The sequence below is a fragment of the Bdellovibrio sp. genome (assembly GCF_036384735.1).
Lineage (GTDB): Bacteria > Bdellovibrionota > Bdellovibrionia > Bdellovibrionales > Bdellovibrionaceae > Bdellovibrio.
The window spans coordinates 1-26706 of record NZ_DASVLT010000014.1; the positions used below are offsets into that span (position 1 = coordinate 1).

A 26706-nucleotide genomic window follows, 5' to 3' on the forward strand; every position below is an offset into this window, starting at 1 on the left:
CCATTGGGGATCCACTAATGACACCTGCTTTCTTAGATTTTGCTTCGTAACCAAATCTTAAGAAGATTGTGTAATTAACTGGATCCCTTTTTTCTTAGGTCCTAACGCCTAGCGTTCCACCATTAACTGGGAACAACCAGATCTCAAGCCCTAATTGGGCACGGACGAGCATGGAAATTTGTTTTCCGGAAAGCTTCTCCTTTTGGGAGGCTATGCAGACAAATTCATCGGAATAAAGTGATTGGCTTACGAGCTCAGGGTGTGGCTCGGCGATGGAGCCAATATCAAAATCAATTGCACCTTTTCGTAAGGACTCGATGTCTGCTTTTCCCTCAGTAACGAAACTGAGAGTGACTCCAGGTGTGATCTGTCTCACTTCTTGAAGGAGCGGAGAGCCGATACAGGGAGCCTTGATACCACAGCAGCATACGGCGAAGGCCGCATTTACGCCGACTCTTTCGACAATGATGGGAGGAAATGATGCTCCCTCCGGCTCGACAACTGTAAGTTACAATCTTTTTTTTGTTAACATCTTTGGAGCAATCAAATATTTGAACGACTATAAGACCTGCCCGTAATATTGCTCTCAAGAACAATCGTGATCTCAATGATCTCAAATTATCTCTGAGATCATTGTTGAAAAAAAATAGTCCGGAGAAAATTGACTCTTCAGAAGGACTATTTAACATCCAGTTTTGTAAGAAAACTAATATTTGATTATGTCCTAAATAATTTCATCAACGGGAGATCGTTGTGTTTATGCGATTTAATTCACTCGTCTTGTTTCTCTTTTTGATAGTATCAGCAACGCAGACTCTTGCATCGATGCCAGCAGTCAATATCATCAGTTTAAATGGGGGAGCCTCTTCAGCTCATTCGAATTTCTTAAGCGTGAATCTTCAACTCGCGGGCAATTCCGCCGTGTCTTCATTCTGTCTTAAGTACAACACAATCACGCCTCCATCAGCTTCGGATTCTTGCTGGGTATCGGTTTCGTCCTGGCTTGCCGGAAGCCAAACGCCAAGTACTTCGATCACAATTTCAGGTTATTCGTACGAGCTTGGGAATCAGGCAGGCTCTTATACTGTTTATGCTTGGGCGGAAGACCAAGCCGGAAATATTTCATCGTTAAGCAATTCTGGAAACGGAACTTCGGGCATAGATATGGCGACGATTACTTATAATCCCTCGCCCTCTGTCACGGCTTGCCCTACAGGTACTGTGAACGTTACCTGTGCTGGAGATGGCGTCACCGATGTCACTTCCTGTCTCAATAATTTCATCAATGGTCCTAATTCGACAATCGTCTTTCCTGCCAATCAAAAGTTCCTGGTTAGCGGCCAGATCTGGGTTCCAGCAAATAAGACCTTGATCGGAAATACAAGTACGCTTCTGTCAAAATCATCCACAGTCACGCTTGCCATTGGCGGAAACTCTATTTCCGTCTGCGGATTAAACATCCAACAACAGGGAACGCCTCCCAATGCACCCATTGTGAACATCACAAGCTCGATAAAAAATATTTCCTTCAAAAACAGCACAATCACTGGAAGTGCACCAGAGTCTCTTTATATTTCGCCGGGCGGTCCAACCAACAATGTCTTAATCCAAGGAAATACATTCAGTGGTGCGGGTTATGGAATTCTTCTCAATACCGGAAATCAAGGCACGAATCTTTCGAACTATGCGAACAATATCACGATCGATAATAATACATTCTCGAACCTCTCGTCAGATGCTATCGAGATCAATTCCCCTGTTATGAATATGTCGAATGGTTCTAAAACACCCGGGGTGGCCGTACAAAATATCGCCATCACCAATAATAACATCACGAATTCAGGAGAGTTTGGCATCGGCTTCGCCGGAGGTATTAACTCAATTATTTCCGGGAATACAATTTCCGGCACGGGAACCCCTGCCGGGTCAGCAAACGTTCAAGGAATTCATATCGAAGACTACGCTTCGAATGTCGTCGTATTAGGAAATAATATTTCCAATACTGCCAGCGGAAAATATCATGATGCTATCTATGTAACTCAATCAGATCATATTCATGTTTACCAAAATACCGTCAACTATCCTGGTGATGTCGGCATCGCTCTGTATGGCAATAATTCCAACGGCATGTCGGTCTTAGCTGCAAACAATATTTCGAATTCACCGAGTTCTGCCATTTATGTTGGATATTCCCCTTCGATTTATGTGGGTCCTTTACAAGGCTATGCGGGAAATACCACCCAAAACTCGGCTAATTTAGGAAATCAGCCAGGTCAGGGAAGTATTCTTCTCGACTCTGGGACAACTGGAAGTGTCATTACGGGGAACTCAGGAAACTAAGAGTGATCACCATGTTCTGTTCAAGCTTAACATGGTGATTTTTTATAACAGCCATAATTGAAAGAGCAGCCAAAATAACTGCACCAATCCACATCACCGAACTAAAGGAAACCGTATAATTCACTGTAAACAAATATAGTTGAAGGCAAGAGGGATCAACCCATAAGTTGTGTTACGCCCTGACACTGAAATACTACTCAGGTCGACAACCACCGCTGAAGTAGACACAGAGTTCACTCCTGGAGCAGATGCTCCCGTCCCAGCAGTAACCGGAGAAAAAACACAATATGGGACGGACGCGTAAGCCGATGCAAATGTGATCGTCACAGTACAGATAGATGCCGCAGGTGCGGCCGCTAAAGTGACTTGTCCCCTGGTATCATTGCCCACAAGACTCACGCCTACGGCGCATGTTGTTGCTACACTAGGTGCACTACTAGCCGAGTTACCTATGTGGCCATTCACATCCAATGCCGCTGCCGGTGAAGCAGTGCCTATACCCACATTTTGGCTGGTCGTGTAGATCGGTGAATTCGTCAGAACTGACGAGGCACTATAATATGGTATATATCCCTGAGTCCCAGTCCCGGTTAAAGTTCCCGAAGTTGAATTACTTGCGGCAATTCCGCACGATGATAGAAAAACAGCAGTGAAAAAACACAAGATATTGAATCTCATATCTCACCTCCACAAACATTAAGCATTGATTGCAATAGCTTAACGGCCGATCAAAGCTTGAACCTAAGAAAATCATTTGCATAAAAATGATTTTCTTTTAAAAGCGTTCTCAGTCTTTTTTTGAGATCAAATTACTTGGTTATCTCTCTCAAACAGTTTTTGGCTTTTTATTTTGTCTTCGCCTCGGAACCCAACTCATGAAGAGGCAATTTTTCTATTCGCACGGCGCGGATTTTCGGAAAGATAAACCACGTCCAAAGATAAACAGCCGAAATGACGAAGGTCGTAATCAGACTTGCGACGACAGATCCCAAAATTATGCGTGCGACAAGATAGATATCCAAACACGTTCCCAAAGCTAATGGCGCCAAAGCCCACGCTAGGTAACGACTAGAAAGCTCAACGAAATGTTTCGAAATTTGATGGTTCGCCTGACGATGGTAGGCCGCAGGAGCGACTACTAAAATGGAAGCCAGTGCGACCAACAGCAAAGCCGCTAAGTGCATTGCCTGCTCGTTTTCAGAGAGAACGGTTTTGAACCCTTGGTTAAATACGGCCATCAGTTGAAAACCAAACAGCGCTTGAACGCCCGGAAGCACCATGCGTGCTTCCTGTTCGATTGTGCTGACTTGATCGCCCAATGACTGACGATACTGGCGATGAGAATCTCCGGCTGAGGGGGCAGTTTTATTTTGTTCCACTCTTCGACTTTAAAATAAAAAGCAAAGCTTGTCTGGTCTTCAATTGAGGGGGCTAGTCCAAACTTGAAGCCAGGCAAGGGGTTTGCCTCAGTGTAGCTAGGAATGCCATTTTAGACGATAGACCAGTCCACATTTATCATAGGATAATTACAATTTTTTCTCGTCATGATTGAATTTATTTATGACGTTTCCTGAGCTGCAACAGTTTTTCTCACAGTACTCCGACATTCCCCCCGAGGAGTGGACGGATTTTTCGACCTTTGTTAGGACCCAATTTATTTCTCGGGATGAGAGTTTCATTTCTCTCGGCGACACAAATGGGCACATAGGTTTTGTTGTCAAAGGCCTGTTTCGTGTTTGCTATATTGATTCTGATGGAGGGAGATTCATCAGGAATTTTTGCGCGGAGGGTACGCTTATTAGTGCTTACACTGAGGCACTTCAAGAAAAGCCTGCTGAGATTGAAATTCAGGCCATCGAACATTAAGAGCCACGGATGTCTTATTGGTCAAATGAGCTTATATTCAGATCGACCTAGCGATACCATGACGGGGCTTTTCTCTGATAAAGGAAAGCAAAGCTATACAGTCATTGCTCGATTCTCAAACGGCACAAGTGTGAGCCTTCACGATCTCAATCCTGATGTAAAAGGGATGGCCATTAAAATCTTTGGCGTCGTGGATCAGCAAACTGGAGAGAGCAAGACGGTCGACTTCACAATGACTAATTCTCCGACTCCTTTTGGAACGGACCAGGCCAAATTCGTTGAGTTCATGAAAGCCAATCTTTGGCATCTAAAACCACATCCGTCGAGCCCGATTGAATATGGATACAAAGTCGGCTCTTTGCCGTGGTTTTTAATCACTCATCCAAAAGTTGCAAAGAGACTTATTCCAGCGTCAGTTCCCGTAGCTAGCGTCACGACTCAGCGCTATTGGGCAGGACATGCTTATTTGTTGCATCCTGACCAGGCGATGAAGCTTAACATGACACCGGTTAAGACTGCCTACAAAAATGCCAAGCTTGAAGAAACTATTCGTCTGGCAAAATCAGAATTCCCGTTGAATGCTCCCTTGGAGGATCAAGTAAGAAATTTTGCAGCTAAAGACAACTTTAACAATCAACATGGCCGCTTGGCTCAGCTTGCAAATACCTTGAATAAAGACTATCTAGCAAATGACCTTGCAGATAGAGCCAGCACGTATCCGATCAAATTTATGCTAAATGCTCAGCTTGAACATGGCGGCGACGAGACACCGATCGAAGACAATCTTGTGGAGTGGACCGAAACACATTCGCCGTCATTTCCAGTGGCCAATATAACTTTTGATCCTCAAGATGCTCGAAACCCCGAACTCACTGCGATGTGCGAGCGTCTGAGCTTCTCGCCGGGACATTATGTGAGCCAGCATCGACCATTAAGCAATATGGGCCGTGGCAGGATATTTACATACTTGGCCAGCGCAATGGGTCGCCAAGCACAGCAGGACATTTCAGAAGAAGAAGTACTACAGATAAAAAGAAAGATCGCTCTGGAAAGAAAATAACGATTTAAAGTCGGTTGCTTTTGCACGAAATTAAGCAGGCACTTCTCTCCAGAGAGGTGCTTGCTTGTCTCAAATCATCTTTCCTTTTCATTAAAACGTCTAATCATCTCATCGCTGACGATTTCCAACGTGGCCGCTAAGACAAGATTGAACAAAGATTCGGCCGAAACCTCGAAAATCTTTGCAAGTGGAAATAAAGTTGGAATGGGTGGCAAAGCAAGTCCGCGCTCCCAGTTTGAAATGAATTGTCCATTTGAATAACCAAGCAGGGATGCAAGGCCACTTTGAGTAAGACCTTGGCGCAAACGTAAATCTGTGAGTGTTCGTCTGAGTTTCGCTTGTGCATCCATGCTCTACTCAGCGTTATTTGCTTTTTGTTCGGTCTTGTATCGTTCGAAATCTCTAATGAGCATTTCGTGACTTTCACTATCGGTGATTCGCAAAACCATTTCGCGAATCTGCAGATACGCTTGCTTCTGGCATTTGATGATGAGTTCTGAAAACTCATTCAGAAGATAAATCCGTCGCTTTTCTTGAACTTCATTTTCGACCAAAGGTGCAAGGATTTGCAGGACATTTTTGTCAGGACGTTTTTGAATCTGAATGGCATGCAGTTTACTCGAAAAGATCACCTCCGCACGCGTGATTAAAAACTTTCCTAGATCCGGCAGCGTGGTTGTGGTCGTCTTTGCGTAGTGCTTGTGAATGAAAAACAGCAAGGCGTCCAGTTGTTGGGCGGCCTTGTCGGGACTTTCCACTAAAAATTCATCCTCGTGAGATGGGAGGTTGGCGGTTATAGGCTGTTTTAATTTCTTCCTCATAAACTCCTCCACGTTTGATATAAAATAATTGACCAAATTAATACAAAAGGTCAATAAAATTATCTTTACAAATGAGAACTGCCTTCGGAAGGCGAACCAACTGAAGGAATGTTAGACAAGCGCGAACGGCTGTGTAATTTATTAAGCGTGGCTGACACGAAGAAGACTGACAAAGAACTTGAAAACATCGCGCTTCTTACACGGGAGACTTTCCAAAGTCTGCTCAAGGCCCACGTTCAAGATAAAAAGGATATTGACCGCTTAGCGAAGGTCTTAGGAAAAACTCCGAGCTTGGTTAAGAAAATGCTCTATAAAGGAGAAGGCGGTCTGGATGTTTGGATTAAAGCGTTCGCATATTTATACGGGCTCAATGAAAAGAGTCTGAGCGGTTTGCAAGATGAACTTCGCGTAAGAGCTCCTGTCGCGAAATCAGATCAAGTATGGTTTTCTATCAAAAATCAATTGGGCGCGAGCGAAGATGAGGCTCGTTACCTTGCCGAAATAGCCAAAGAATCATTTCGCATTAAAAGAGAACTGGAAGCTCTTAATAAGAAATCCAAGTAAGACAAATGTTCGCATGTCCGACTTGCGGACATTGAATTCGAGATTCTGATTTTAAATTCGATTTTTGTTTACATATAATTTACATATCTCCTCTTAAAAAGTCGTCTGTTTTTGATGTCATTAAGGGGGACGCGTGAATGAAGCAAAAGTCTTAGTAGCAAGAGATATCAGCACATGGTTGCGGTCGCGACGCGAAGGAGTGCGGTTGACACAGACCGAGGCCGCCCAGAGGGCGCGTTGCCCCGTTTCGCATATCATTGAATGGGAGGCGGGCATGCCCATATCTTTTTTCGATTTCTTGGTGTTGATGCAAATCTATCAAGTCCCCGGCATTGTTTTGGGAGCTTATATTCACAGGCTCACTGAAAAGTATTTGTAAGCAATCCTAGATGTTAGACCTGTCCATCTGAGAATTGGTGAGACGTCTTGAGAGCTCGGGTATGATAAAAGCATGAAGCTTATAATCTTATTTGTTTTGACGTTTCTATCTGTGAACTCTTTCGCGGCTGACTGCAAGCCTGAGATGAATGCTATCTTAAAACAGCAAGGCATGGTTGGAGTCTCCAAAAAGGATCGCGTGTTTGATTCACGCAAAATCGTAGCTCGTCGCGAATACTACGTTTCCCATGCAATTTATAACTATAAAAAAGATCCTGTTTATGGAGACATCTTTGCGCTGGGTGATGATTATGAGTTGTTCTTGCAGGACAAGAAACAATTCACAAGCGTTCAGCAATATCAAAAGGGCACGGAAGAGATTCGCGTCTTCGACGATGCGAAAAGCAAAAGCCTGCAGGGTTTTTCGATCATCGATGGCAAGCATGTCTCTGTTTTTTATTTCAACCAGGACTGCTCGATCAGCGACGCTACCGCAGAATTCGACGGGGCTCGTTGTTATATGAAGAAATCGGATTGTGCGAATATGACTCCGATAACGTCTGCGAAGGTGCAGAAAAAATGTTCTTACTTCAACGACTATTCTGAAAAAACGCAGACGCAATTTGCCAGAGTTTGCGATGTGATGTCCGTAAGTGTGACTCCGTCATCAGGAAGCAATGCTGGGTCCGCAGCAGGGCGCAAAGACAAATCGTCAGCTGTGCGCTAGATATAGAATTCATTAAAAAGGAACCACAGCATGTCGAACATCGTCGATATTATTTTGCATCTTGATCAACATCTTTCTCAATGGATCGAATTCTTCGGTGTTTGGCTATACGTTCTTGTATTCTTAATTATCTTCGCAGAGACAGGGCTTGTAGTGACTCCGTTTTTGCCGGGGGATTCATTGCTTTTCGCTTTGGGGGCGGTGGCTGCCCGTGGTGATTTGAATTTGTGGATTCTTCTGTCTAGTTTGACAGTGGCCGGTATTCTTGGGGATGCCACCAATTATTCGATTGGAAAGATGTTAGGCTATAAAGTCTTTGAAGGTAACAATCGCTTCTTTAAGAAGAAACATCTCGAACAGACGCAGGAGTTCTATAATCGGTGGGGAGGTTTTACGATCATCGCCTCCCGTTTTGCTCCTATCGTGAGAACATTTGCTCCGTTTGTGGCTGGGATTGGCATTATGGAATACAAGAAATTCTTCTCTTATAACGTTATTGGGGCCTTTGCGTGGGTCTTTACGTTCACCCTGGCTGGCTACTTTTTTGGCAGTCTACCCGTTGTACAACGCTACTTCCACCTCGTGATTTTCGGAGTTATTTTCGTGTCCCTAATTCCTATGCTAATACCTTGGATTAAGAGCCGAAAATCCAAGCGCGCCTAGGGGGCGTGCCGCCGGTGCCATTCTTCGGCGCCTGATTTTTCCTCTTTTCCAAAGGCGCCAATTTCATCGAAATGCCCGTAAATGTTGATATCTTTGTGGAGTCTTTAAAGAGGAAGACCCACATGAGATCTGTTGCTTACATCCTGAAAAACATGACGGTTTTATTTTCGCTAGCCTCGCTAGTGGCTTGTGGAAACATGTCGGCAAGCATTAGTCCCGCCTCTGATATCTCAGCAAAATCTAAAGCTACGACAGCGCAAGCGGAAGACACACAGTTTGTGCCGGATCTTCTTCAGACAATTCCTTTGCATGATACAGGCGGCACGCCAGCTGATGAAATCGACAGCGACTACGCTTCCGACAATTCAACGGTTCAAGCACAGTCACCTGTTGTTGATGACAGCAATCCGACATCTTCGACAACAACTTCTACAGAAACGAGTGCGAATAACGATACAACGGCAACTCCGCAAGTTCCGAAGACAGATCCAAAGCCATCTGAACCAGTGAAACCCACTCCTCCACATGTCGACGGCAAAGTGGCGGAGGCAGGAAATATCAAGCCTACAGTTTATTACTTCCCTGTCTTCAATGAAGACAAAGACTTGTGTGATAAGGGCGACGTTAAAACTTTGCACGGTGTGAACGGCGAAAAAATCATGAACGTGTGCCCGAACACTCTTGCTGCCTGTGGCCTTCAAGGCTCGTGTGCTATCATACAAAAAGGCGTTCGTCGTAGCTTCAATATTTCTGATCGCGTAAACGGAGTAGATCGCTTTTTCGAAATGACAAATAAAGAATGTCCATATGGATATGGAGTCAAAAGCTCGTGCTTGGACCCATTCTATACACTGGCAGCAGACATGGACATTTACAAAGCTGGAGATGTTATTTTCATTCCTTCGGTTGTTGGTTTGAAACTTCCGGATGGATCGACGCATAACGGTTACTTCATTGTGCGCGATCAGGGCCGCGGAATTAACGGGAAAGGTCGTTTCGATTTTTACTCGGGCTTTCTCAGCTGGAGGGATGCAAAAAATCCGTTCCGTAAATTGGGCTTCGACGATACCAAGACAGCTGTTCCATATCAAAAAATTGTGGGTGACAAAGCAGAACAGATTTTAAGAAGCCGCAGCTATCCGCGTCTTCCAGTCGTACAAAAAAAGCCACTTCCGACGCAGAACTGATGCCACTACCTAGGCCCAGTAAACAGATCAGGACTGCAAGCGGTCCATCTTCTTAGAGACAATGGAGGAATGAGAAATCTATCATTCCTCTTTTTATTTTTGAGCGTTCTCGTCTTCTCATCTTGCGCAACGAAAACAAGACAACTTCCTCGCGATATTGCCTCACTACAAATCAACAACGGTGTTGAGGGCATTTGGTTTTTGCAGGGCACAAGCTCTGCTCGTGGACCTTACAATGGTGAGCTAGAATTGTACCGTGCAGGTGACGGTACTTATCATGCAATTCGTGTCGTGACCTATATCAATTATTTTTATGAAGGTTTGAAAGTTCAAGAAGTGTGGACTGGCCGAGCCGTGGCCGAAGGAAATTTTCTGACAGTGAGCTATGACCTGAAGCAAGCAGACTTTGTGACTCATCTCAATGGAGCCAGTCGGGAGCCTTCGGAGTTCAGAAATAATTTAAATGTCATTGAAAGATTCTCTCCTTCAGATAAAGGCTTAACGACAACGTTCACAGATCGCAAGGCTTCAAATTATACGGAGTGGTTGACGACTCATCGCAATTTGGAAGGTCAACATTTGTGGGTGAACGAGCGCGAAAACATCGATGCTAAAGGACCAAATATTCCGGCTCCTGTTCGCGCTGCGATCAATGCTGCGAAAATTAAAATCGGATATGATAAAGATCCGATCATTAAATCATTCAAGAACCGTAAAGAGTTCCGCGATGAACACCCCTACATTGTTTTTGATCCGACTGATTTTGGTTACTACCGCCAAAATAAAGACGTCATTCGGGTGATAAATAAAATCACGGACGCGATCAGCATTACTGAGGCCTCTATAAAAAGAAATGCCTATGCGCCGACGTTAGAGGAAAAACAAACTGGTTACGAGAAAAACACCATCGATCGTCACTTGAATGAATTCGGTATGGTCAGTACGGCGATTACGGATGAGCAAAATCGTTTCGTTCGCTATGAAGCTGATAACGACGCGGCTTTGTGGACGGGAATGTATCTTGGGTCCCAGGCCATGCGCTATTTGGTCACAAAAAATCCTGAGGCTTTAGCCAACGTGAAAAGATCTTTAAAGGGATTGTTCATCTTGATGGACATTACGAAAGACAAGGGTGAATTCGCCAGAACGGTGATGCCATATGCTCCAGGCGCACCACTGCCAGAAGGATGGCATCAAGGAGAAGCTCCGTTTCAAAACATCATGTGGCTGGAGGGCGGCGATAAGGACATGATGAGGGGCCTTACTCACGGATTCTTGTGGGCAAGTATCGTGATACCCGAGACTGAAACGGAAATCTGGGCTCACTTGCGCGAGAAATCCCGTCGTCTGCTGGATCTTAATGTGCTGAATGATAAAACCCAAAGTCGTAATACAGCTATGGGTCTTGCGGCTCTTGTCACAAAAAGTTCCTCACTGCATGAAGAATATGTACGTAGCTTTAACTCAAACTTCGGAAGAGAAATCGATTATCGATATAGCACTTCGTTCTATTGGCACGGCACTGCAGATTGGGGAGGCGTCAATCAGGGCGTTGTCAGCGATATCACGAATATTATGATTGCGGATCGTTTAGGCGAATCTCAGATACGCGATACACTTCGCGAGCGTTTAATGGACTCTTGGGTGACTTACTCGCCATCACAAAGTGCCTTGGTGACGTTAGCGGCGTACGGTCTTGCTTACTCGCAGGGAACTCGGGGCAATAATTTTAAAGCAAATAGCAGCGAAGAAAAATTTAGGATGTCTTTGGGACAGGTTGTTTGGGGACTTCGTGAGATCCCTTATCCACGACCTAACTTAGATATTCAGTACGATCACTCTTTAAGCCCCGAATTTGTGATGTCGCCAATTCCGCGAATGTTCTGGAAGGCGGTAAGAAAACCTTCATCTATAGATTATTTTTATCAAGGTCTTTACGACTACCCTGTCTTTGAAAAATCAGGCCTCGATAGTAACTTCTTGTGGAAAGATGATGCTTTTCTCTTTAAAGGAATCCACCCGAAGGGGATTGAGTACTCTGGAGTCGATTACCTTTACGGATATTGGCTGGCTAGATATGCACGAATTCCAAACCTTAATTAGAAGAATTGATATTCATATTTTGATCGGATAGAAGAACCATCATGAAAAAGAAAACAGGCAGAGATAGCGCAGAACTTAAAGAATTCGCATTGGGTGAAAGTAATACCCAATATCCACAAACTTATGCACCCGAGGTCCTAGAGGCTTTTGATAACAAAAATCCGGGCAAGGTCGCCTGGACAACTTTTGTTTGCACAGAGTTCACTTCACTATGCCCGAAAACTGGTCAACCTGATTTCGCGAAAATCTTTATCAACTATATTGCTGATAAAAAGATGGTGGAATCAAAATCTGCAAAGCTTTATTTGTTCAGCTTCAGAAATCACGGTGATTTCCATGAAGACTGTGTTCAAACAATTTGCGATGACCTAGTGAAACTTTTGAAACCTAAATATCTGGAAGTCGTCGGTGAATTTACTCCGCGTGGAGGCATCGCGATTTTTCCTTATGCAAGTTATGGCAATAAAGAAAAATTCTTCCAAGATCTTTGGCAAAAGCGTCTGACTGAATTTGCTCCTGGCAAATATTCGATGGAGCTTAGTAAACTGTACTAGCAAAGTAGAGGGCTTCACAGATGCAAAAAGAACTTTCCCCTGAATTTACCCACCTTGTCGATTGGACCGTATCAACACTAGGCAGGGTGATTCAGCGTGAAGCGGGAAAGAAATCTTTTGATCGCATTGAAAAAATTCGCCGCTACGTTAAATCAAAAAAAGGCGGAAGTCTTCAGGGTCTTTTAAGCCTAAAAAAAGATCTAGCAAGGCTTTCGCCGGACGAGCGCTTTAAAATCGCTCACGCCTTTGCCTTGATGTTAGAACTTATCAATGCCTGCGAGGCTGCTTACCGCATCCATCGCTTAATGGCTGAGCTTCCGGCAGAATCTTCTCTAAAACACACTCCCGGTCGAATTATTCACGTTCTGACAGCGCACCCTACAGAGTCACGCAACCCCTCCGCTGTTTTCTATTTTAAAATTATTCAAGAGCTTTTAGTTCGTCATTTAGAAAGCCCCGAAGCCATTCACGAGGAAGAGCTTTTTAAAAATATCAGTATTGTTTGGAAAACGCCGTTATCAAAACAGCGCAAACCAAGTGTGATGGATGAAGCACAATATATTTACTCGATGGCTCTTCACGAAGATATTATCGATCTATATGTTCGCCAGCGCCGTGAAAACATGCCCTTCTATATTCGCACGTGGGTTGGCGGCGATAAGGATGGTCACCCCGGCGTCGATGAAACAACGATGTTGGGAAGTTTGGAACTTTCTAGAGCATCAATTTCTGCCTGGCTGATGAAATGCTTCGACGAAATTATTTTAGAATTGACGCCAATTTCTGGAAGTTCCTTAGAGGGGCGAGAAAGAATTGCGGCGCTTGTCTCTGATACAAGAAAATTAAAAGCTTTGTTGCGAGACCTGAAAAAGATCCGTGTGAATGACTCGAAACGCGTTCATGGATTTAAAGAAAGGTGCCAAGCCTTAGAGAAATCTTTTATCAAAAATTTTGGCTCTAGTTCGGAACAGATCAGCTCGATCACAGAAGCATTAAAAGTATTTCCGGGCCTGGTGGTGCCACTAGAGCTTCGTGAGGATTCTGCCCTGGTCCATGAGGCACTGGAAGCTTCGACACAAAAATATAATATCTCGCGCATGATGAATCTATTGGGACAACTTTCGCCGACCCATGATCCCCGATTTTATGTACGTGGTTTCGTTTTAAGTCAGACAGAGTCTGCCAAGGATATCATGGCAGGCACAAAGCTTGTGGAAAAATATGTGGGAAAAGCAAAACTGCCAGTCGTTCCGTTATTTGAGAGTTCTCATTCCCTGAAGAATTCTGTGAGTATTGTTGAGGAGTTTTTAAAAGAAAAGAAAACTCAAGATATGGTTCGCAAACGCTGGGGCGGACAGTTTGAAGTGATGTTGGGTTATTCAGACTCGATGAAGGAAAATGGATCGTTTCCTTCGCGCTATTTGATCTATTCGGCGATTTCCAATTTGGAAACCGTCATTAAAAGAAAAAAAATCACTCCCATTTTCTTTCACGGATCGGGTGGCAGTGTTGAGCGTGGCGGCGGCTCTATTCAGGAGCAAACAGCGTGGTGGCCCGCTTCCGCGCTCGCAACAGTGAAAATGACTATTCAAGGTGAAGTGATTTATCGTAATTATACCTCAAGAGAGCTTCTACTTCGCCATTTAGATTTACTTGCAGAGGCTCGAGATGCGCGAAATGCAAAGCCTTCACCGGTGCAAAAGCGTGGGACCCACAAAGCGTTGGTAGGTCTTGCAGACTTCGTTCAAAATCAATATCAGACAATTTTAAAAGACCCTGACTTTCTTCAGTTAATCGAACATGCAACACCCTACTCATTTCTTAAAGATGTACGTTTGGGATCTCGTCCGTCCAAGCGTCAAGGCGCTGTTCAGATTAAAAATTTAAGAGCTATTCCTTGGGTCCTTTGCTGGACACAGACACGCGCGCATTTTCCAAGTTGGTGGGGTGTGGGACGGTACTGGCAAACTCTTTCCGCGGGTGAAAAAAGAAATTTGAAGAAGTCTCTTCAGGAGTCGGCTGTTTTTGGCTCTTACGTGAAAGTTTTAGGATTCACACTCGCAAAAATCGAATTGGATGTATTCTCGATGTATTTGCACGGTTCAAAGCTTGATCGAAATGTTGTGGAAAAATTCGATCGACTTTTCCGTGAAGAGTATAAATTATGCCTTAAGTTCGTCCACGAAATTACTGGCAAGCAAAGTCTTCTTTGGTATCGGCCTTGGCTAGAGACAAGCATTGCGCTTCGATCTCCGTTGATACATCCATTAAATATTCTTCAGATGGTTGCGCTAGATACGAAGGATGTCAGACTTCTTCGTGAAACTGTATCCGGTGTCGCCAGCGGAATGTTAACTACGGGTTGATCCCTGTGTTAGATCACATCTTTAGAATATTTATTCTGGAATAAAGACTCTAACTACTTGAAATTATGTGAGAAATTGCAAGGACTTCATTTGAAGTCATTGGATCGAACAAGCACTCTTGAACTTCATAAAGGAGTGCTTGGATGGATCAGCTTAATTTGAAATCACAAATTATTTCGCCAGAGGCGGCAGAGTTTTTAATCGCTTTGCATGAACGCTTCGACAATCTTAGACGACATCTCTTGATTAAGAGAAGAACAAAAGCTGCACAATTCTCTCAAGGTCTAAGACCTGGGTTTCTTGAGGAAACTAAAAGCATTCGTGAATCTGATTGGAGTGTCGCTGAAGCTCCTACGGACTTAAATGATCGTCGTGTTGAAATCACAGGCCCTGCTGAGCCGAAGATGATGATCAATGCACTCAACTCGGGTGCAAAGGTTTTTATGGCTGATATTGAAGACTCTTTATCGCCTACTTGGGAAAATATCCTTCAAGCGCAGAGATCCCTTTATGAAGCTGTTCGCCGCACTCTTTCTTACGAAAATGAAAGCGGGAAGGTTTATTCACTAAATAACAACCTTGCGACCCTGATTGTTCGCCCTCGCGGTTTGCATTTGGAGGAACGAAATTTTCAAATTCGAGGTCAGTCGATTTCGGCTTCGTTGTTTGATTTCGGGCTTTATTTCTTTCATAACGCGCAAGAATTGATAGATCGCGGAAGTGGACCCTATTTTTATTTGCCGAAGTTAGAAAATCACGAAGAAGCCAACTGGTGGAATGATGTGTTTATCTTTGCTCAAGAGCGCCTGGGAATTCCTCGTGGAACTATTCGTGCAACTGTCCTGATTGAAACAATCACTGCGGCTTTCGAGATGGATGAAATTCTTTATGTCTTACGCGAACATGCCGCAGGACTGAATGCGGGTCGTTGGGATTATATCTTTAGCATCATCAAAAAATTTCATCTTCAAGATGAGTTTATTACCCCCGATCGTAGCTTGATAACGATGAGCACTCCATTCATGGATGCTTACTGCCGACTGCTTGTTCAGACCTGTCATCACAGACAGGCTCACGCCATTGGTGGCATGGCTGCCTTCATTCCGAATCGACAAGATCCTGAATTAAGTCGAAAAGCTCTCGAGAAAGTGGCGCGAGACAAGGAACGCGAAGCGCGTATTGGATTTGACGGGACTTGGGTGGCTCACCCGGATCTGATTCCTATTGCCGAACAAAAACTTACAGATGCTTTGCAAACCCGTCCTCATCAAAAAGATGTGATACCGCCTGTGGCAGTTCGTGAGCAAGAACTGCTATTTTTACCATCGGCAGACGGTCTGATCACGGCTCTCGGTGTACGAGCGAATATCAGTGTCAGCCTTCTTTATATAGACAAATGGCTTTCCGGGATCGGTGCTGCTGCAATAAACAACCTGATGGAAGATGTGGCCACCGCAGAGATCTCGCGCAGTCAACTATGGCAATGGCTTCATCATGAAGTTCAATTGAGCGACGGTCGTTTGTTCTCGGTAGAGCTTTATCATGAAATTTTGCGGGATGAAGTTCACAAGCTGATTCCACAAAAACTTCAGCATTTAGATAAGGCCATTAGTATTTTAAATGCGTTGGTTCTTGGAAATCAATTCCCGGAATTTTTAACAACCATGGCTTATGAAATTCTTAATCAAATTCAGAACAAACAAAAAGGAGTGCAGGATGATCTTGAGCAACGAATTGCAATCGCGCCAGTTAGAATATAATTGGAGTACAGATAAAAGATGGAGGGGTATTAAAAGAAATTATTCCTCGACAGATGTGGTGAAACTTCGCTCAACGATTCCAGTGAAGTACACACTGGCAGATTTGGGTGCACGAAAGCTTTGGAAAAGTTTAAATTCAGAAGGCTATCTGAATACTTTTGGAGCGATGACAGGTGGACAAGCTGTGCAGATGGTGAAAGCCGGGTTGCAGTCAATCTATCTAAGTGGTTGGCAAGTTGCTGCGGATGCGAATTTATCTGGTCAAACGTATCCCGATCAAAGTTTGTATCCATCGAACTCTGTTCCTGCCGTGGTGAAACGTATTAACAATGCACTGACTCGCGCAGATCAAATTGCGAACCAAACAAATAAGGATGTACGTGGTCTTGATTGGTATGCGCCGATTGTCGCGGATGCGGAAGCAGGTTTCGGCGGTCCTTTGCACGCCTTTGAATTGATGAAATCAATGATCGATGCCGGAGCTTCGGGAGTTCACTTCGAAGATCAATTGGCAGCGGAAAAGAAATGCGGCCATCTTGCGGGCAAAGTTCTTGTGCCGACAAGCACTTTCGTGCGTACGTTACAGTCAGCAAGATTAGCTTCGGATGTTCTTGATGTGCCAACAGTGATTGTGGCTCGTACGGACGCTTTAAGTGCGACTTTGATGACTTCGGATATTGATCTTGCTGATCGCCCCTTCCTAACAGGTGAAAGAACTCCAGAAGGCTACTATTGCATTCGCGGCGGCCTTGATTATGCCATTGCAAGATCCTTGGCCTATGCAGAATGGGCTGACGTTCTATGGTTTGAAACCTCCAAGCCGGACATGAAAGAGGCCGAAATCTTTGCGCATGAAATTCACAAGCACTATCCAGAAAAAATTTTGGCATATAACTGTTCGCCATCGTTCAATTGGAAGCTGCACTTGTCTGATAGCGAGATCGCAGAGTTCCAAGGTCGCTTAGGCAAGCTGGGATACAAATTTCAATTCATTACTTTGGCAGGATGGCATTTGTTGAACTATCACACATTTGATCTGGCTCACCATTATGCGAATGAAGGCATGTCTGCTTATGTAGCGCTTCAAGAGCAAGAATTCGCGGCAGCAAGCCGTGGATACACAGCGGTGAAGCATCAAGCGGAAGTAGGAACAGGATATTTCGATGAGGTGCTGCAAACGATTATGGAAGGAAAAGCCTCTACGGGTGCCCTGCTAGGATCCACCGAGGAGCAATTCCACGGACACGCTCAGTCTGAGTATAAAGAAGAAGTTCGTCAGCCAAGCCCATAAAAAGAAAGCCCTGTCTCTTCGACAGGGCTTTCTTTAACTCTACTAAATTAAAAAATTAGCGGCTCAGAATCTGCAAAACATCTCTTGCGAAAGATTCAACAGCACTTCCTGATGAGGCTGCATTATAGCGACGTTGATAATCAACGATCATTTGGTATTTAGCCTCTGGCCCCATAGATTCGGATTGACGGCTGATAACTTCAAGCGCTCTTGCGCGAGCCACATTTCCCATATCTCTATAGACAGATTCTAGGAATGAACCCGATGCTGCATGATCGTAACGGTCCATGTTCGTAAAGAACGCACCTTCAAGAGTTTTAAAATCGGTGATAGATTGAAGTTCGCGCTGATAAGTTGGAACAACCAACGGACGAAGAGCATTCGATAGCTGCGAATAAACTGCTTCCTCACGAGAACCAGATCTAGCCGCATCGTACTTCGCACGAGCATCAACGATTTGAGCAATCAATTGAATAGAAGAAGCACCACGAGCAATTTGGCAGTTCATTCTTTCTGTAGAGGCTCTGGCATAAGCATCACCAAAAGCGTTTCTTAAACGCGAATAGATACTTTCAGCACGGCTTCCAGACGCAGCAGAGTCATATTTCTGACCGTAGAAATTCATAAGTTGTTGCAGATATTCTGGCGAAGCAGAGCCATTATTAGTATTTAAGAGACCAAGAATTTGCTGTACATAGACCTCAGCTTGCTTTGCTGCAAATTCCTCTTGAATGCCTCCGCTAGAGTCAGCAGCTCGTTGAGCCCAAGTTTGAACTTGGTCTAAAAGATTCTTCAAGACGCCTTCGCCGCTATTGGTACTGCAAGAAGCTCCGTAACTTACTGGAGGAGCAGCGATTACAGGACGCTTCAATGAAAGCTCTGCTTTGCCGACAACAGAAACTACTGACAATGAAACATCAGCTTCTTGAGAGTAAGATTCACCCGTGATTTCGACAAACTTAACATTCGCATTGATGCCTTCAGAAGAAAGAGTGCTGCCGGTATCAAGCAAAGCATCACCCATTAATTGACGAAGCAAAATGCGTTGACCACGATCAGTTACAGCCTCTGCTTTAACAATTTTCAGACGGCTTTTTGCCACGCGAATATTAACACGACTAATATTCAGAGGACGAGCCAGCTCCACACGATACAACTCTCCGCCGGATTTTCTGGAAATGGCATTAATAACGATAGAACTAATAGCTTCACGTTGAACAGTCGAAGTTTGAACCGTTTGAGCAGAGCCACCTTGATTGTTTTGTAGAACAGGCACGCCTTGGCCATCTGGATCCGGAAGATCCGTAATAGATTGTGCATGTACAACTTGCGACATAGAAAGACACGCCAATACACCAACGATCAAATGACGTTTCATAATTGCTCCTTAGTTTTTATTCCCGGGAGCAATCTATCAAGTTCCATACCCGAGAGAATTTTCCGTAGATAAATCATATTAGATCCTAGGAACATTCAGGTGTTTGATCTTTAGACAGGTGCGGTATTTGGGCACAAAAGCTGTTAGGAGTGGTTTGAAATTTTAAACGACTGAGTCCACACCTTGTAGGTCCGAATTCAAAATTTTCTTTTTATCCGTTGCTGGGGGTTGGCCGAAGAGACGACGATATTCCCGATTGAACTGGGTCACACTTTCGTAACCGACTTGGATGGCGCTGGTTGCAGCGTCGATATCTTGGGTAATCATTAGACGACGAGCCTCGTGCAAGCGCAGTTGCTTTTGATATTGAATGGGACTCATCGTGGTAATCTCCGAGAAATGGCGGTGGAAAGTTGAAACCCCCATGTTGGCCATTTTTGCCAAAGCTTCTATTGAAATTTTCTTATGATAGTTTTCACGAATCCAGTTGACCGCTTTGCTCACACGATTGGTTTGTGATCCAAATTGAGCGAATTGGCGCAGACGATCTCCGCTTGGACCAGAGAGTAAGCGATAAAGAATTTCTCTTTGCAGAAGTGGCGCCATGATCGAGATGTCTTTTTTTTGTGATGCCAAGGTTGCGGATCTAAGAACTGGCTCTAGCAAATTTTCTGTCACCGGGCGAATTGCAATACCAGGTTCGGAATGCTCTACAGGAGTGCCAGAAATTTCCATCTCTGCAATGATGGACCGAACCATTTCCATGTCTAAGCGAACAGCGATACCTGCATAGGGAACCTTCGGACTGGCCTTAGCTATTGAGATGATTGTGGGAACCTCGATACATGTTAGAAGGTAATGGTTCTCGTCGTAATAAAGAAGGTCTTTACCTACTAAAACTTTTTTGCGACCTCGCACACAAATACAAAGGCTAGGCTCGTAAATATGCGCGGTTGGCTGCAAGGGGGCTGTGGTCATTGCCATACTTAACCATGGGATTGCCGTTGAAGGTGTAGCATTGCTTTCAGAAAATTCTGCAATGACTTTTTCCAAGCGAACACGAATAGCCTCAAGCTCTTCCTGTTGAGATAATTTGGCAACCTTACTCATACTTAGATCCTCATGTATTTCTAAATACTATCACAAAAATCCAGGATTGAGAAACGCCCTTGTGGTAGGAACTATTCATGTCGAGAGAATTAGGCAATAAGTGGATAGAATCAGGCTCACCTTGAACAGAGTATCCCACTTATATTGATTAGGCAGAAAGAAGGAGTTTTTATGTCTCTTAATAAATACATCACATTGGGAAAATCGGGCTTGCGTGTAAGTCCGTTGGCTCTAGGAACTATGACATTCGGAGAAGACTTAGGTTGGGGATCTAGTGTTGAGGAATCGACGAAGATCATGGACCGCTATATCGAACTGGGCGGGAATTTTTTAGACACCGCAAATTTCTATACAAAAAGTCATTCTGAGAAAATTATCGGTGATCATGTGGGTCGCCACAAGTCTCGTCGCGATCGCTTAGTTATTGCGACAAAATTCAGCGGCAATCTTTATCCGGGAGATCCCAACGGTGGAGGCTCTAACAGAAAATCTATTATTGAACAGGCAGAAAATTCGCTTCGCCGTTTGCAAACAGATTACATCGATCTTTATTGGCTTCATAACTGGGATATTAACACACCTATAGAAGAAACCATGCGTGCACTCGATGATCTCGTTCGTGATGGAAAAGTTCGTTACATCGGCGTTTCGGATACTCCAGCGTGGAAGATTGCTCAAGCCAATATGATTTCTCACTTCCGTGGATGGAGCGCATTCATTGGTATGCAGATGGAATATTCGCTTCTTGAAAGAAGTATTGAACAAGAACTTGTTCCACTGGCTCTTGAGTTTGATATCGGCATTACTCCATGGTCGCCTTTGAAGAGTGGAGTTTTAAGCGGAAAATATAATCGCAAAAATGCCGGGCAGCAGATCGCGGATCGAGCCGCGTTCATTGATGGCATTTGGACTGAGAACACCTATCAAATCATTGATGAACTTGAAGCCATTGCGAAAAAGTATGACAGCACTCCGGCTCGTGTCGCATTGGCATGGGTTCGCGCACAACCTGGAGTGACTTCTACGATTATCGGCGCACGTCGAATGACACAACTAGAGGACAATTTGAAATCTTTAGAGATTAATTTAACGAGCGAAGACTTGGATCATTTGGACGCGTTGACGAAGCCAAAATTTGGATTCCCGCAAAACATGCAGCCAATGTTCCCGTCTATTCATAACGGCGGCACAACAGTGAACGGCGTATACGGGGAACTTTCACCGTTCGTGATTGGTAAAGACGACAAACCTTATTAGTTCTTAGGACCCGCGTGAATAGCGCGGGTCTTGCCTTTCGGCAAATGCTCCAAATTAGGAATTTAATTCAGAATATATTTTCGATTTTCTTTTCCCAACCTCTCTTTAATTCTTCTGAGTCTTCTCATGATAGGTATCTACCTAATTTATAAATAATCTTTTACCAGTTTTACCTATGCATGTGTTTCGTTTTACGGTTGTTCGTATCGAAACAGAGATAAGGAGATATTCAGTGAAAAAGATTTTTGTATTAATGGCAGTGGTTTTTGTGACTCAAGCTTCAGCATATGCAGGCAACAATGTCTTCACGGCAGTGGGATCTCGCGAGTGCGACACTGACTGTTCAGTGGCTGCAGCCTCTGCTCAGGCAGATGCAACGGCACACGCGCAGACTATTTGTAACTCAGCTCAGCCAGAAAGAATTTCGGATTGGAGCACTAAAGTCATTCATTATGGCATTGTGCAAGTATCGGCCGTATTCACTTGTGGAACAGCCTCATGTCACAGTCGACAATCCGTTTTTGAATATGAACATGTTTGCCAGCAACTTGACAGTGAACAGGCATGCTCGCCAACCGCTAATACAGGGGTTGAATGCTTTTGGGGCTATAGATAATTCCACGTAATATGGAAATGTCTTTAGAATCTTTGCGAATAGAAGAGCCTGCAGAAGCTGCGGGCTCTTTTTTTGTGTCGTCTTCCACGATGGGCGAATGAAATTAGCGGTAATTTGCGGCTTTCCTTCTGTCTGAGAGGTCTTTCAGTACGGGGCGAAACGAGCCATCGTATTTAGTCTTTAAAATCCACTCTTCAAGGGAACGCACTCGACCTGGCAAAATCTCATCAAGGAGATGATAATCCCGACTGACAATATTGTCATGCCAGGCGGACCACCACCCCGAGAAATTTTCCCAATATGTCTGGCCGCCAACAACTTTAGAATCTGAGGTCTGAGCCCATGCCGCTGGTGACTGCTCGCTCATCGGAGAATTCGCAAAGAATTGCTTTTGATCTACATTTACAAAAACCGCCTTCTTCCCAGTGAGACGATGAATACAGTTCACTAACTCATGCCACCCAACGTGGGCCGTCGCCACTTCGAGATCCATGCCGTTTGATCTTTCGGGATGATCGAAAATCCATCTGGCGTACTGACCAAGATCATCAAGATGAATCATTGGAACTTTTCCGTCACCGATTGGATGTGCGTAGAGAAGTGTCCCATCAGCTTGCGTACGAGGAGCAAAGACACCGTCAAAAAGCATTTCCATATAAGGCCCAGAAGTCAGAACAGAAATCTTCATAGCTTCAACTTTCTGCTGCAAAATAAATTCAGCCACTCGGCCTTTTGCATCGTAGTGTCCGCAGCGATATTTTAGATTGTATCCACCTTTTTTTACGAGGTAGTCGAGGCTTCCCCAAACATAATGTTGAATGCCTAATTCCACTGCCATTTCAAAAATTCGAATTCCCCAGTAGGTCTCGTTAATCTCACCAATCGCGAATCCATCGAGATTGCAATAGACAGCATCCACAATTCGCAGTGCCTGATAAACGTCTTTTTCGCACGTGGCATTGCCCTGAAAGGCTGTCACCCCGGGAAGAGTTAGCAGTGTTTGCGCCTGTTCTGAGGAAGAATTGCGAGTGAAAATGACGACCTCATAGTGCTTGTCTGCGACTAGAGATCTTACTACGGAAGCTCCTTGAGCTCCTGTTGCTCCGATAACTAAGATTTTTTTAACCATCGTCCTGCCCTCCAAAAGGTTTCCTTATAAACATGTTGTATATACAACATATTTATATCATCGGTAAGATGATGATTTTAATTAAGTGTCTTGGAATACAGAATTTCAGCCTTGTGTTGTATATGCAACAATGATACGATTTGAATATGAAACCCGAGAAATCTTCCTTAATTAGACAGGCCCGCGAAGTTCAAAAAGGCTGCGCTGGCTTCAAGTTGCGAATAATGAATCGCATTGTGAACTCGATTTATGATGAAGCGCTTGCTCCCTTTAATCTGACACTCAGTCAATTGAATGTTTTGACAGTTATTATACAGGCAGGGCCGATTTCTCCGGCTCGTATTGGCAAAGCCATTCATTTGGAAAGGTCGACTCTTTCGCGCAATCTGAAGCTTATGGAAGAAGCTGGATGGATTCGGATCTCTGCTGCCGATCGCGGTCTCGAAGTTGAGATAACTAGGTCCGGAGAGAATCTTTATGACAGGTGCATGGTTGGCTGGAAGAAGGCACAAAAAACGATACATAAAGCTCTAGAGCAAGACGGAATAGAAGCTATTCGGGTACTTTTTTCCAAACTTATATCACCAGGAAAAGAAGATGACGACGCTGGTTCATGATAAAGATGGAACGAAGATAGTCGAGGTTTTTGGGGAAGGAATTTTCATTCGATCTCCCCAAGATGCTGTTCAATTAATGATGGATATTGCCGCTGAGGGATGTCGGAAGATCATTCTTCATCAAGAAAATATTACGCCAGAATTTTTCGACCTCAAAAGTCGGCTTGCCGGAGAAATTCTTCAGAAGTTTGCAAATTACTCAATTCAGTTGGCTATCGTTGGGAATTTTGTCGATGTTAAAAGCGAAAGTCTAAGAGCCTTCATCATCGAGAGCAACAGAGGAAGACACGTTTTTTTTGCGAACGAATTCGCAGTCGCTTACTCCCTTTTAATTAGCAGAAATATTTAAAGCTAAAGTGAAGCAAAAGAAGCGAGCGAATTTGATAGCAAATTCCCGCAGAGGCCGCAAAAAAAGACCAGCGTATTAAATTCGTGATTTATGATTGAAACTGGAGCGACCTAACTCTTTAGTATGAAACTACTTTTTTCGATCTGCTTTGCGTTCGGCCTCTTGCAAAGCAAGTTCGACAGCTTCCGCAATGCGCTTTTTTCTTGTTTCAGGTTTAACCACGTCGTTGATTTTTCTAACTGCATAATTCTTCTTGCCGGGGGTCAGCGCATTGAATTCCTTTAATGCTCCTTCGGTTTTAAGGGCCGCGACTAGATCTGGAGGAAGATCGACGTCAGCTCTATCTTGGACAGTGATCTGAACTTTGACTTTATCACCTTCATGAAGATCAGCTTGTTTGCGAACTTTTGCACGAACGCGGATGTAGTGCTTTCCTTCACCGGCAGGGAATAGGCTTACCTGAAATGGTTCACAACCGTTCAAAGAAGCCATCACAAGAACGGCCTTTTTTGTACCTAGTGCTTGAGTGATTTTGGCGGGAACGGCAATGGCACAATAATCCATGCCCTCGGCCCAATTTTCTAACTTAGCTTGAAATGAAAGTTTTGTTCCTGCTTTTGCCATACTGTTAAGTGTTTCCAATTTTATTTGCAGATGCAAGGCTATGGCGTGTTATACTGGCGAGGTCGAAAATGGTGGACCGGTTTGGTAAGCCCCGGTCAGCTAAGTAGGTCCCCTACGAAGCCATCAAGCTGAGCCTCTTATTAGAAGGCGGCAGTCCTAGACATTAAGCAGACCTTTTTTCTGTAAATGTTGGAGGAATAACCATGAAGACAAATAACGATATTCAATTGGACCATCTTGCGATCCCAACAACCGACGCCAAGAAAAGTGCGGAGCTGTTGGCGGCAATTCTTGGGATTGACACATTTACCGACGGGCATCCTGAAGATCCATTTTATTGCGTCGCTTTCGGCGGAACGCAGATCATGTTTACTGAGACAAAGCAAAAGATTGATCTCGTTCACTGCGCGTTCAGAGTCAGTGAGCGAAAATTTTCTGAGGTTGTGGCGAACTTAAAAAGGATCGGGCTCGTGTACGGCAATGACCATGAGAATCCGACTAACTTTGAAACATCTGATTTCCTCGGCGGCAAAGGCAGAGTTTATTTCTATATGCCGGACGGGCACATGTTGGAAGTGTGCACTTAGTAAGCGAAATGGCGGAAAGGGCGGGATTTGAACCCGCGGTACACCTTTTGAGTGTACGAGCGTTTAGCAAACGCTTGGTTTCAGCCACTCACCCACCTTCCCGCGGTCGTTATAAGCGACTAGAACGCTCAAGTTGCCATAGGCAGCTCGTCAAAGCAAGGATTGGGATTGCTTTGGCTAGGTGCTTTTTGCAATTTTTGGTAAGAATGCTTGATTTTTCTGTGACCGCAGCTTAGATATACGTCTCTTTCACAGTGCACTCGTAGCTCAGCTGGATAGAGTACTTGACTACGAATCAAGTGGTCAGAGGTTCGAATCCTCTCGAGTGCACCATTTTTTCCCTCTAAATAATGAAAACATAACGCGATAAATCAAGAGAAGACTCTGTCGAGCTTGTGTATGACCTTTATCTTTCGGAGATCATGTGGATAAAAGGCTCATTTTTAAAGTTCTAATGCTTCTAGTTTCTTTCGGTGTTGTTATTTTCGGAATCAAAACTCTGAAGTCTCCTGAGTTTACAAGAAATTCTCAAAATCCTGACAGTGCGATGTCTCTTTTGCTAGGCAGTGATGTGCGTCCGTTGAATTGGTGCCCCGAAAAAACTCTGCGACTCGAGCTTCTTGATAATAACGGTCAAATTCAACGAACGGTGGAGTCATCTCAAGAAATTAGCTCTTTGTGCGAGACCATGATCGGCGGAGTAAACCAAGATCAGCTGGTAAAAGCCGTTTTTCACGACCGCATTGTGTCCAGTAATTCTGATAAAGTGCGCAAAATTCTTGAACAATCTGAAGATGGTTCCCTATTTCGAGTTCAGGGAATGCCCTTTAGTTCTCCGATGTTACAAAAGGCTGTGGAACGTTCATCCCACGCAGGCTCCCACTAGATTTGTATTTGACAAGAAAGGCTGAAACCACTAATTTGGTCCTTCACCGATGTTCAGGAGTAGCTCAGTCGGTAGAGCAAGCGGCTGTTAACCGCTGGGTCGGGGGTTCGAGTCCCTCCTCCTGAGCCATTTTTATCTAAACGAACCAGCCGCAAGCTGGTTTTTTAGTTTCTAAAACCCCGTTAATCTTTCTTTTTATTTTTCGATTCATCTGCCGAATCACCTAAAAGCTCTTTTTCTGTCGGCAAGCGAGAACTATCCCAACCGCCGCCGAGGGACTCAATCAATCGCACCGTTGAGGTGAGCTGTTGCATCTTCAAATTCAAATCTGTCTGTTGATTTGTTAGCAAGGTGATTTGCGCGGACAAGACATTCAGATAAGGATCAAGTCCCAACTTGTATCGACTGGTCGCCAGTTGCAAATAGCGTTGCGAAGCCTCGACGGCATCATATTGCTGTTGTTTTTGAATCGA

29 protein-coding genes and 3 tRNA genes are annotated in these 26706 nt (G+C 44.3%); 21 read left to right on the plus strand and 11 right to left on the minus strand.

Translation table 11 applies throughout. The annotated features are described in order from the left end of the window. Window positions 1-94: 94 nt before the first annotated feature. A complete protein-coding gene (locus tag VF412_RS20075) occupies window positions 95-469 on the minus strand; it encodes a LysR substrate-binding domain-containing protein (RefSeq protein ID WP_414640829.1) in 375 nt (124 codons plus the stop codon). Window positions 470-825: 356 nt separating this feature from the next. On the opposite strand from VF412_RS20075, the gene VF412_RS04670 reads away from it, so the two are divergent. After that, window positions 826-2340: a right-handed parallel beta-helix repeat-containing protein gene (locus VF412_RS04670; RefSeq protein WP_331338050.1), complete on the plus strand. Its 1515-nt coding sequence runs from the start codon at window positions 826-828 to the stop codon at window positions 2338-2340. A gap of 120 nt (window positions 2341-2460) precedes the next feature. Here VF412_RS04670 and VF412_RS04675 read toward each other — a convergent pair whose 3' ends face one another. Together VF412_RS04675 and VF412_RS04680 are read right to left on the minus strand one after the other, a co-directional pair. Further along, window positions 2461-3018, minus strand: a complete 558-nt coding sequence (locus VF412_RS04675; RefSeq protein ID WP_331338051.1) for a hypothetical protein — start codon at window positions 3016-3018, stop codon at window positions 2461-2463. 167 nt (window positions 3019-3185) lie between these two features. Continuing rightward, complete coding sequence (locus VF412_RS04680; RefSeq protein WP_331338052.1) at window positions 3186-3719, minus strand: DUF6328 family protein; 534 nt, start codon at window positions 3717-3719, stop codon at window positions 3186-3188. Window positions 3720-3900: 181 nt separating this feature from the next. Between VF412_RS04680 and VF412_RS04685 the strand changes: the two genes are divergently transcribed. Together VF412_RS04685 and VF412_RS04690 are read left to right on the plus strand one after the other, a co-directional pair. Next, window positions 3901-4206 (plus strand): hypothetical protein, encoded by a 306-nt coding sequence (locus VF412_RS04685; protein WP_331338053.1) that lies wholly within the window; start codon window positions 3901-3903, stop codon window positions 4204-4206. A gap of 25 nt (window positions 4207-4231) precedes the next feature. Further along, window positions 4232-5266 carry a hypothetical protein gene (locus VF412_RS04690; protein WP_331338054.1) on the plus strand — a complete coding sequence of 345 codons (1035 nt, stop codon included), beginning with the start codon at window positions 4232-4234 and terminating at the stop codon, window positions 5264-5266. A 74-nt stretch (window positions 5267-5340) separates the two neighbouring features. On the opposite strand, the gene VF412_RS04695 is transcribed toward VF412_RS04690, so the two are convergent. Further along, the gene (locus tag VF412_RS04695; RefSeq protein WP_331338055.1) at window positions 5341-5616 is read right to left on the minus strand and encodes a helix-turn-helix transcriptional regulator; all 276 of its coding nucleotides are present in this window, start codon (window positions 5614-5616) and stop codon (window positions 5341-5343) included. Between the two features lie 3 nt (window positions 5617-5619). Continuing rightward, complete coding sequence (locus VF412_RS04700; RefSeq protein WP_331338056.1) at window positions 5620-6087, minus strand: hypothetical protein; 468 nt, start codon at window positions 6085-6087, stop codon at window positions 5620-5622. A gap of 147 nt (window positions 6088-6234) precedes the next feature. Here VF412_RS04700 and VF412_RS04705 point away from each other — a divergent pair, with 147 nt between their 5' ends. The 10 genes from VF412_RS04705 to aceA all read left to right on the plus strand — a co-directional run bounded on the left by VF412_RS04705 (window position 6235) and on the right by aceA (window position 17680). Beyond that, on the plus strand, window positions 6235-6651 hold the full coding sequence (locus tag VF412_RS04705) for a hypothetical protein (RefSeq protein WP_331338057.1): 417 nt from the start codon (window positions 6235-6237) through the stop codon (window positions 6649-6651). Window positions 6652-6784: 133 nt separating this feature from the next. Next, window positions 6785-7030: a helix-turn-helix transcriptional regulator gene (locus VF412_RS04710; protein WP_331338058.1), complete on the plus strand. Its 246-nt coding sequence runs from the start codon at window positions 6785-6787 to the stop codon at window positions 7028-7030. A gap of 72 nt (window positions 7031-7102) precedes the next feature. Continuing rightward, window positions 7103-7756, plus strand: a complete 654-nt coding sequence (locus tag VF412_RS04715) for a hypothetical protein (RefSeq protein WP_331338059.1) — start codon at window positions 7103-7105, stop codon at window positions 7754-7756. Window positions 7757-7786: 30 nt separating this feature from the next. Then, the gene (locus VF412_RS04720) at window positions 7787-8419 is read left to right on the plus strand and encodes a DedA family protein (protein WP_331338060.1); all 633 of its coding nucleotides are present in this window, start codon (window positions 7787-7789) and stop codon (window positions 8417-8419) included. A gap of 122 nt (window positions 8420-8541) precedes the next feature. Next, entirely contained in the window at window positions 8542-9606 is a 1065-nt protein-coding gene (locus VF412_RS04725) for a hypothetical protein (RefSeq protein WP_331338061.1), read from the plus strand. A gap of 69 nt (window positions 9607-9675) precedes the next feature. Beyond that, complete coding sequence (locus VF412_RS04730; protein ID WP_331338062.1) at window positions 9676-11709, plus strand: hypothetical protein; 2034 nt, start codon at window positions 9676-9678, stop codon at window positions 11707-11709. A gap of 41 nt (window positions 11710-11750) precedes the next feature. Further along, entirely contained in the window at window positions 11751-12263 is a 513-nt protein-coding gene (gene queF / locus VF412_RS04735) for a preQ(1) synthase (protein WP_331338063.1), read from the plus strand. A gap of 20 nt (window positions 12264-12283) precedes the next feature. After that, window positions 12284-14629: a phosphoenolpyruvate carboxylase gene (locus VF412_RS04740; RefSeq protein ID WP_331338064.1), complete on the plus strand. Its 2346-nt coding sequence runs from the start codon at window positions 12284-12286 to the stop codon at window positions 14627-14629. A gap of 143 nt (window positions 14630-14772) precedes the next feature. Next, window positions 14773-16389 carry a malate synthase A gene (aceB, locus tag VF412_RS04745; protein ID WP_331338065.1) on the plus strand — a complete coding sequence of 539 codons (1617 nt, stop codon included), beginning with the start codon at window positions 14773-14775 and terminating at the stop codon, window positions 16387-16389. Beyond that, window positions 16346-17680, plus strand: a complete 1335-nt coding sequence (gene aceA / locus VF412_RS04750) for an isocitrate lyase (RefSeq protein ID WP_331338066.1) — start codon at window positions 16346-16348, stop codon at window positions 17678-17680. Before aceB ends, aceA begins: the two co-directional genes overlap by 44 nt. A 55-nt stretch (window positions 17681-17735) precedes the next feature. Here aceA and VF412_RS04755 read toward each other — a convergent pair whose 3' ends face one another. After that, window positions 17736-19058, minus strand: a complete 1323-nt coding sequence (locus VF412_RS04755) for a beta-sandwich domain-containing protein (RefSeq protein WP_331338067.1) — start codon at window positions 19056-19058, stop codon at window positions 17736-17738. Window positions 19059-19220: 162 nt separating this feature from the next. Further along, window positions 19221-20168, minus strand: a complete 948-nt coding sequence (locus VF412_RS04760; protein WP_331338068.1) for an AraC family transcriptional regulator — start codon at window positions 20166-20168, stop codon at window positions 19221-19223. Between the two features lie 171 nt (window positions 20169-20339). Between VF412_RS04760 and VF412_RS04765 the strand changes: the two genes are divergently transcribed. Further along, window positions 20340-21425 (plus strand): aldo/keto reductase, encoded by a 1086-nt coding sequence (locus VF412_RS04765; protein WP_331338069.1) that lies wholly within the window; start codon window positions 20340-20342, stop codon window positions 21423-21425. Window positions 21426-21657: 232 nt separating this feature from the next. Continuing rightward, on the plus strand, window positions 21658-22041 hold the full coding sequence (locus tag VF412_RS04770; RefSeq protein ID WP_331338070.1) for a hypothetical protein: 384 nt from the start codon (window positions 21658-21660) through the stop codon (window positions 22039-22041). Between the two features lie 103 nt (window positions 22042-22144). Here the strand turns inward: VF412_RS04770 and VF412_RS04775 are convergent, their stop codons facing one another. Next, window positions 22145-23170, minus strand: a complete 1026-nt coding sequence (locus VF412_RS04775; RefSeq protein WP_331338071.1) for an NmrA family NAD(P)-binding protein — start codon at window positions 23168-23170, stop codon at window positions 22145-22147. A 224-nt stretch (window positions 23171-23394) separates the two neighbouring features. On the opposite strand from VF412_RS04775, the gene VF412_RS04780 reads away from it, so the two are divergent. Both VF412_RS04780 and VF412_RS04785 read left to right on the plus strand, forming a co-directional pair. After that, window positions 23395-23787 carry a MarR family winged helix-turn-helix transcriptional regulator gene (locus VF412_RS04780; protein ID WP_331338072.1) on the plus strand — a complete coding sequence of 131 codons (393 nt, stop codon included), beginning with the start codon at window positions 23395-23397 and terminating at the stop codon, window positions 23785-23787. After that, a complete protein-coding gene (locus VF412_RS04785) occupies window positions 23768-24136 on the plus strand; it encodes a DUF4180 domain-containing protein (RefSeq protein WP_331338073.1) in 369 nt (122 codons plus the stop codon). Before VF412_RS04780 ends, VF412_RS04785 begins: the two co-directional genes overlap by 20 nt. A 129-nt stretch (window positions 24137-24265) precedes the next feature. Here the strand turns inward: VF412_RS04785 and VF412_RS04790 are convergent, their stop codons facing one another. Further along, complete coding sequence (locus VF412_RS04790) at window positions 24266-24760, minus strand: YdeI/OmpD-associated family protein (RefSeq protein ID WP_331338074.1); 495 nt, start codon at window positions 24758-24760, stop codon at window positions 24266-24268. Between the two features lie 203 nt (window positions 24761-24963). Here VF412_RS04790 and VF412_RS04795 point away from each other — a divergent pair, with 203 nt between their 5' ends. Further along, window positions 24964-25347 (plus strand): hypothetical protein, encoded by a 384-nt coding sequence (locus VF412_RS04795; RefSeq protein WP_331338075.1) that lies wholly within the window; start codon window positions 24964-24966, stop codon window positions 25345-25347. Between the two features lie 9 nt (window positions 25348-25356). Here VF412_RS04795 and VF412_RS04800 read toward each other — a convergent pair. After that, window positions 25357-25449: transfer RNA gene (locus VF412_RS04800), tRNA-Ser, on the minus strand. A gap of 154 nt (window positions 25450-25603) precedes the next feature. Here VF412_RS04800 and VF412_RS04805 point away from each other — a divergent pair. From VF412_RS04805 to VF412_RS04815, 3 genes are all read left to right on the plus strand, one after another. Further along, window positions 25604-25680: transfer RNA gene (locus VF412_RS04805), tRNA-Arg, on the plus strand. Window positions 25681-25771: 91 nt separating this feature from the next. Continuing rightward, window positions 25772-26233, plus strand: a complete 462-nt coding sequence (locus VF412_RS04810; protein ID WP_331338076.1) for a hypothetical protein — start codon at window positions 25772-25774, stop codon at window positions 26231-26233. 53 nt (window positions 26234-26286) lie between these two features. Then, window positions 26287-26362: transfer RNA gene (locus VF412_RS04815), tRNA-Asn, on the plus strand. 53 nt (window positions 26363-26415) lie between these two features. Here the strand turns inward: VF412_RS04815 and VF412_RS04820 are convergent. Beyond that, window positions 26416-26706 (minus strand): TolC family protein (locus tag VF412_RS04820; RefSeq protein WP_331338077.1); only part of this gene is annotated, 291 nt, incomplete at its 5' end.

Excerpts from the sequence above, each read along its gene's own strand:
- VF412_RS04670 (WP_331338050.1), top strand. The coding sequence starts at position 826 with ATGCCAGCAGTCAATATCATCAGTTTAAATGGGGGAGCCTCTTCAGCT.
- VF412_RS04675 (WP_331338051.1), bottom strand. The coding sequence starts at position 3,018 with ATGAGATTCAATATCTTGTGTTTTTTCACTGCTGTTTTTCTATCATCG.
- VF412_RS04685 (WP_331338053.1), top strand. The coding sequence starts at position 3,901 with ATGACGTTTCCTGAGCTGCAACAGTTTTTCTCACAGTACTCCGACATT.
- VF412_RS04690 (WP_331338054.1), top strand. The coding sequence starts at position 4,232 with ATGAGCTTATATTCAGATCGACCTAGCGATACCATGACGGGGCTTTTC.
- VF412_RS04695 (WP_331338055.1), bottom strand. The coding sequence starts at position 5,616 with ATGGATGCACAAGCGAAACTCAGACGAACACTCACAGATTTACGTTTG.
- VF412_RS04700 (WP_331338056.1), bottom strand. The coding sequence starts at position 6,087 with ATGAGGAAGAAATTAAAACAGCCTATAACCGCCAACCTCCCATCTCAC.
- VF412_RS04715 (WP_331338059.1), top strand. The coding sequence starts at position 7,103 with ATGAAGCTTATAATCTTATTTGTTTTGACGTTTCTATCTGTGAACTCT.
- VF412_RS04720 (WP_331338060.1), top strand. The coding sequence starts at position 7,787 with ATGTCGAACATCGTCGATATTATTTTGCATCTTGATCAACATCTTTCT.
- VF412_RS04725 (WP_331338061.1), top strand. The coding sequence starts at position 8,542 with ATGAGATCTGTTGCTTACATCCTGAAAAACATGACGGTTTTATTTTCG.
- VF412_RS04730 (WP_331338062.1), top strand. The coding sequence starts at position 9,676 with ATGAGAAATCTATCATTCCTCTTTTTATTTTTGAGCGTTCTCGTCTTC.
- queF (WP_331338063.1), top strand. The coding sequence starts at position 11,751 with ATGAAAAAGAAAACAGGCAGAGATAGCGCAGAACTTAAAGAATTCGCA.
- VF412_RS04740 (WP_331338064.1), top strand. The coding sequence starts at position 12,284 with ATGCAAAAAGAACTTTCCCCTGAATTTACCCACCTTGTCGATTGGACC.
- aceB (WP_331338065.1), top strand. The coding sequence starts at position 14,773 with ATGGATCAGCTTAATTTGAAATCACAAATTATTTCGCCAGAGGCGGCA.
- aceA (WP_331338066.1), top strand. The coding sequence starts at position 16,346 with ATGATCTTGAGCAACGAATTGCAATCGCGCCAGTTAGAATATAATTGG.
- VF412_RS04755 (WP_331338067.1), bottom strand. The coding sequence starts at position 19,058 with ATGAAACGTCATTTGATCGTTGGTGTATTGGCGTGTCTTTCTATGTCG.
- VF412_RS04760 (WP_331338068.1), bottom strand. The coding sequence starts at position 20,168 with ATGAGTAAGGTTGCCAAATTATCTCAACAGGAAGAGCTTGAGGCTATT.
- VF412_RS04765 (WP_331338069.1), top strand. The coding sequence starts at position 20,340 with ATGTCTCTTAATAAATACATCACATTGGGAAAATCGGGCTTGCGTGTA.
- VF412_RS04775 (WP_331338071.1), bottom strand. The coding sequence starts at position 23,170 with ATGGTTAAAAAAATCTTAGTTATCGGAGCAACAGGAGCTCAAGGAGCT.
- VF412_RS04780 (WP_331338072.1), top strand. The coding sequence starts at position 23,395 with ATGAATCGCATTGTGAACTCGATTTATGATGAAGCGCTTGCTCCCTTT.
- VF412_RS04785 (WP_331338073.1), top strand. The coding sequence starts at position 23,768 with ATGACGACGCTGGTTCATGATAAAGATGGAACGAAGATAGTCGAGGTT.
- VF412_RS04790 (WP_331338074.1), bottom strand. The coding sequence starts at position 24,760 with ATGGCAAAAGCAGGAACAAAACTTTCATTTCAAGCTAAGTTAGAAAAT.
- VF412_RS04795 (WP_331338075.1), top strand. The coding sequence starts at position 24,964 with ATGAAGACAAATAACGATATTCAATTGGACCATCTTGCGATCCCAACA.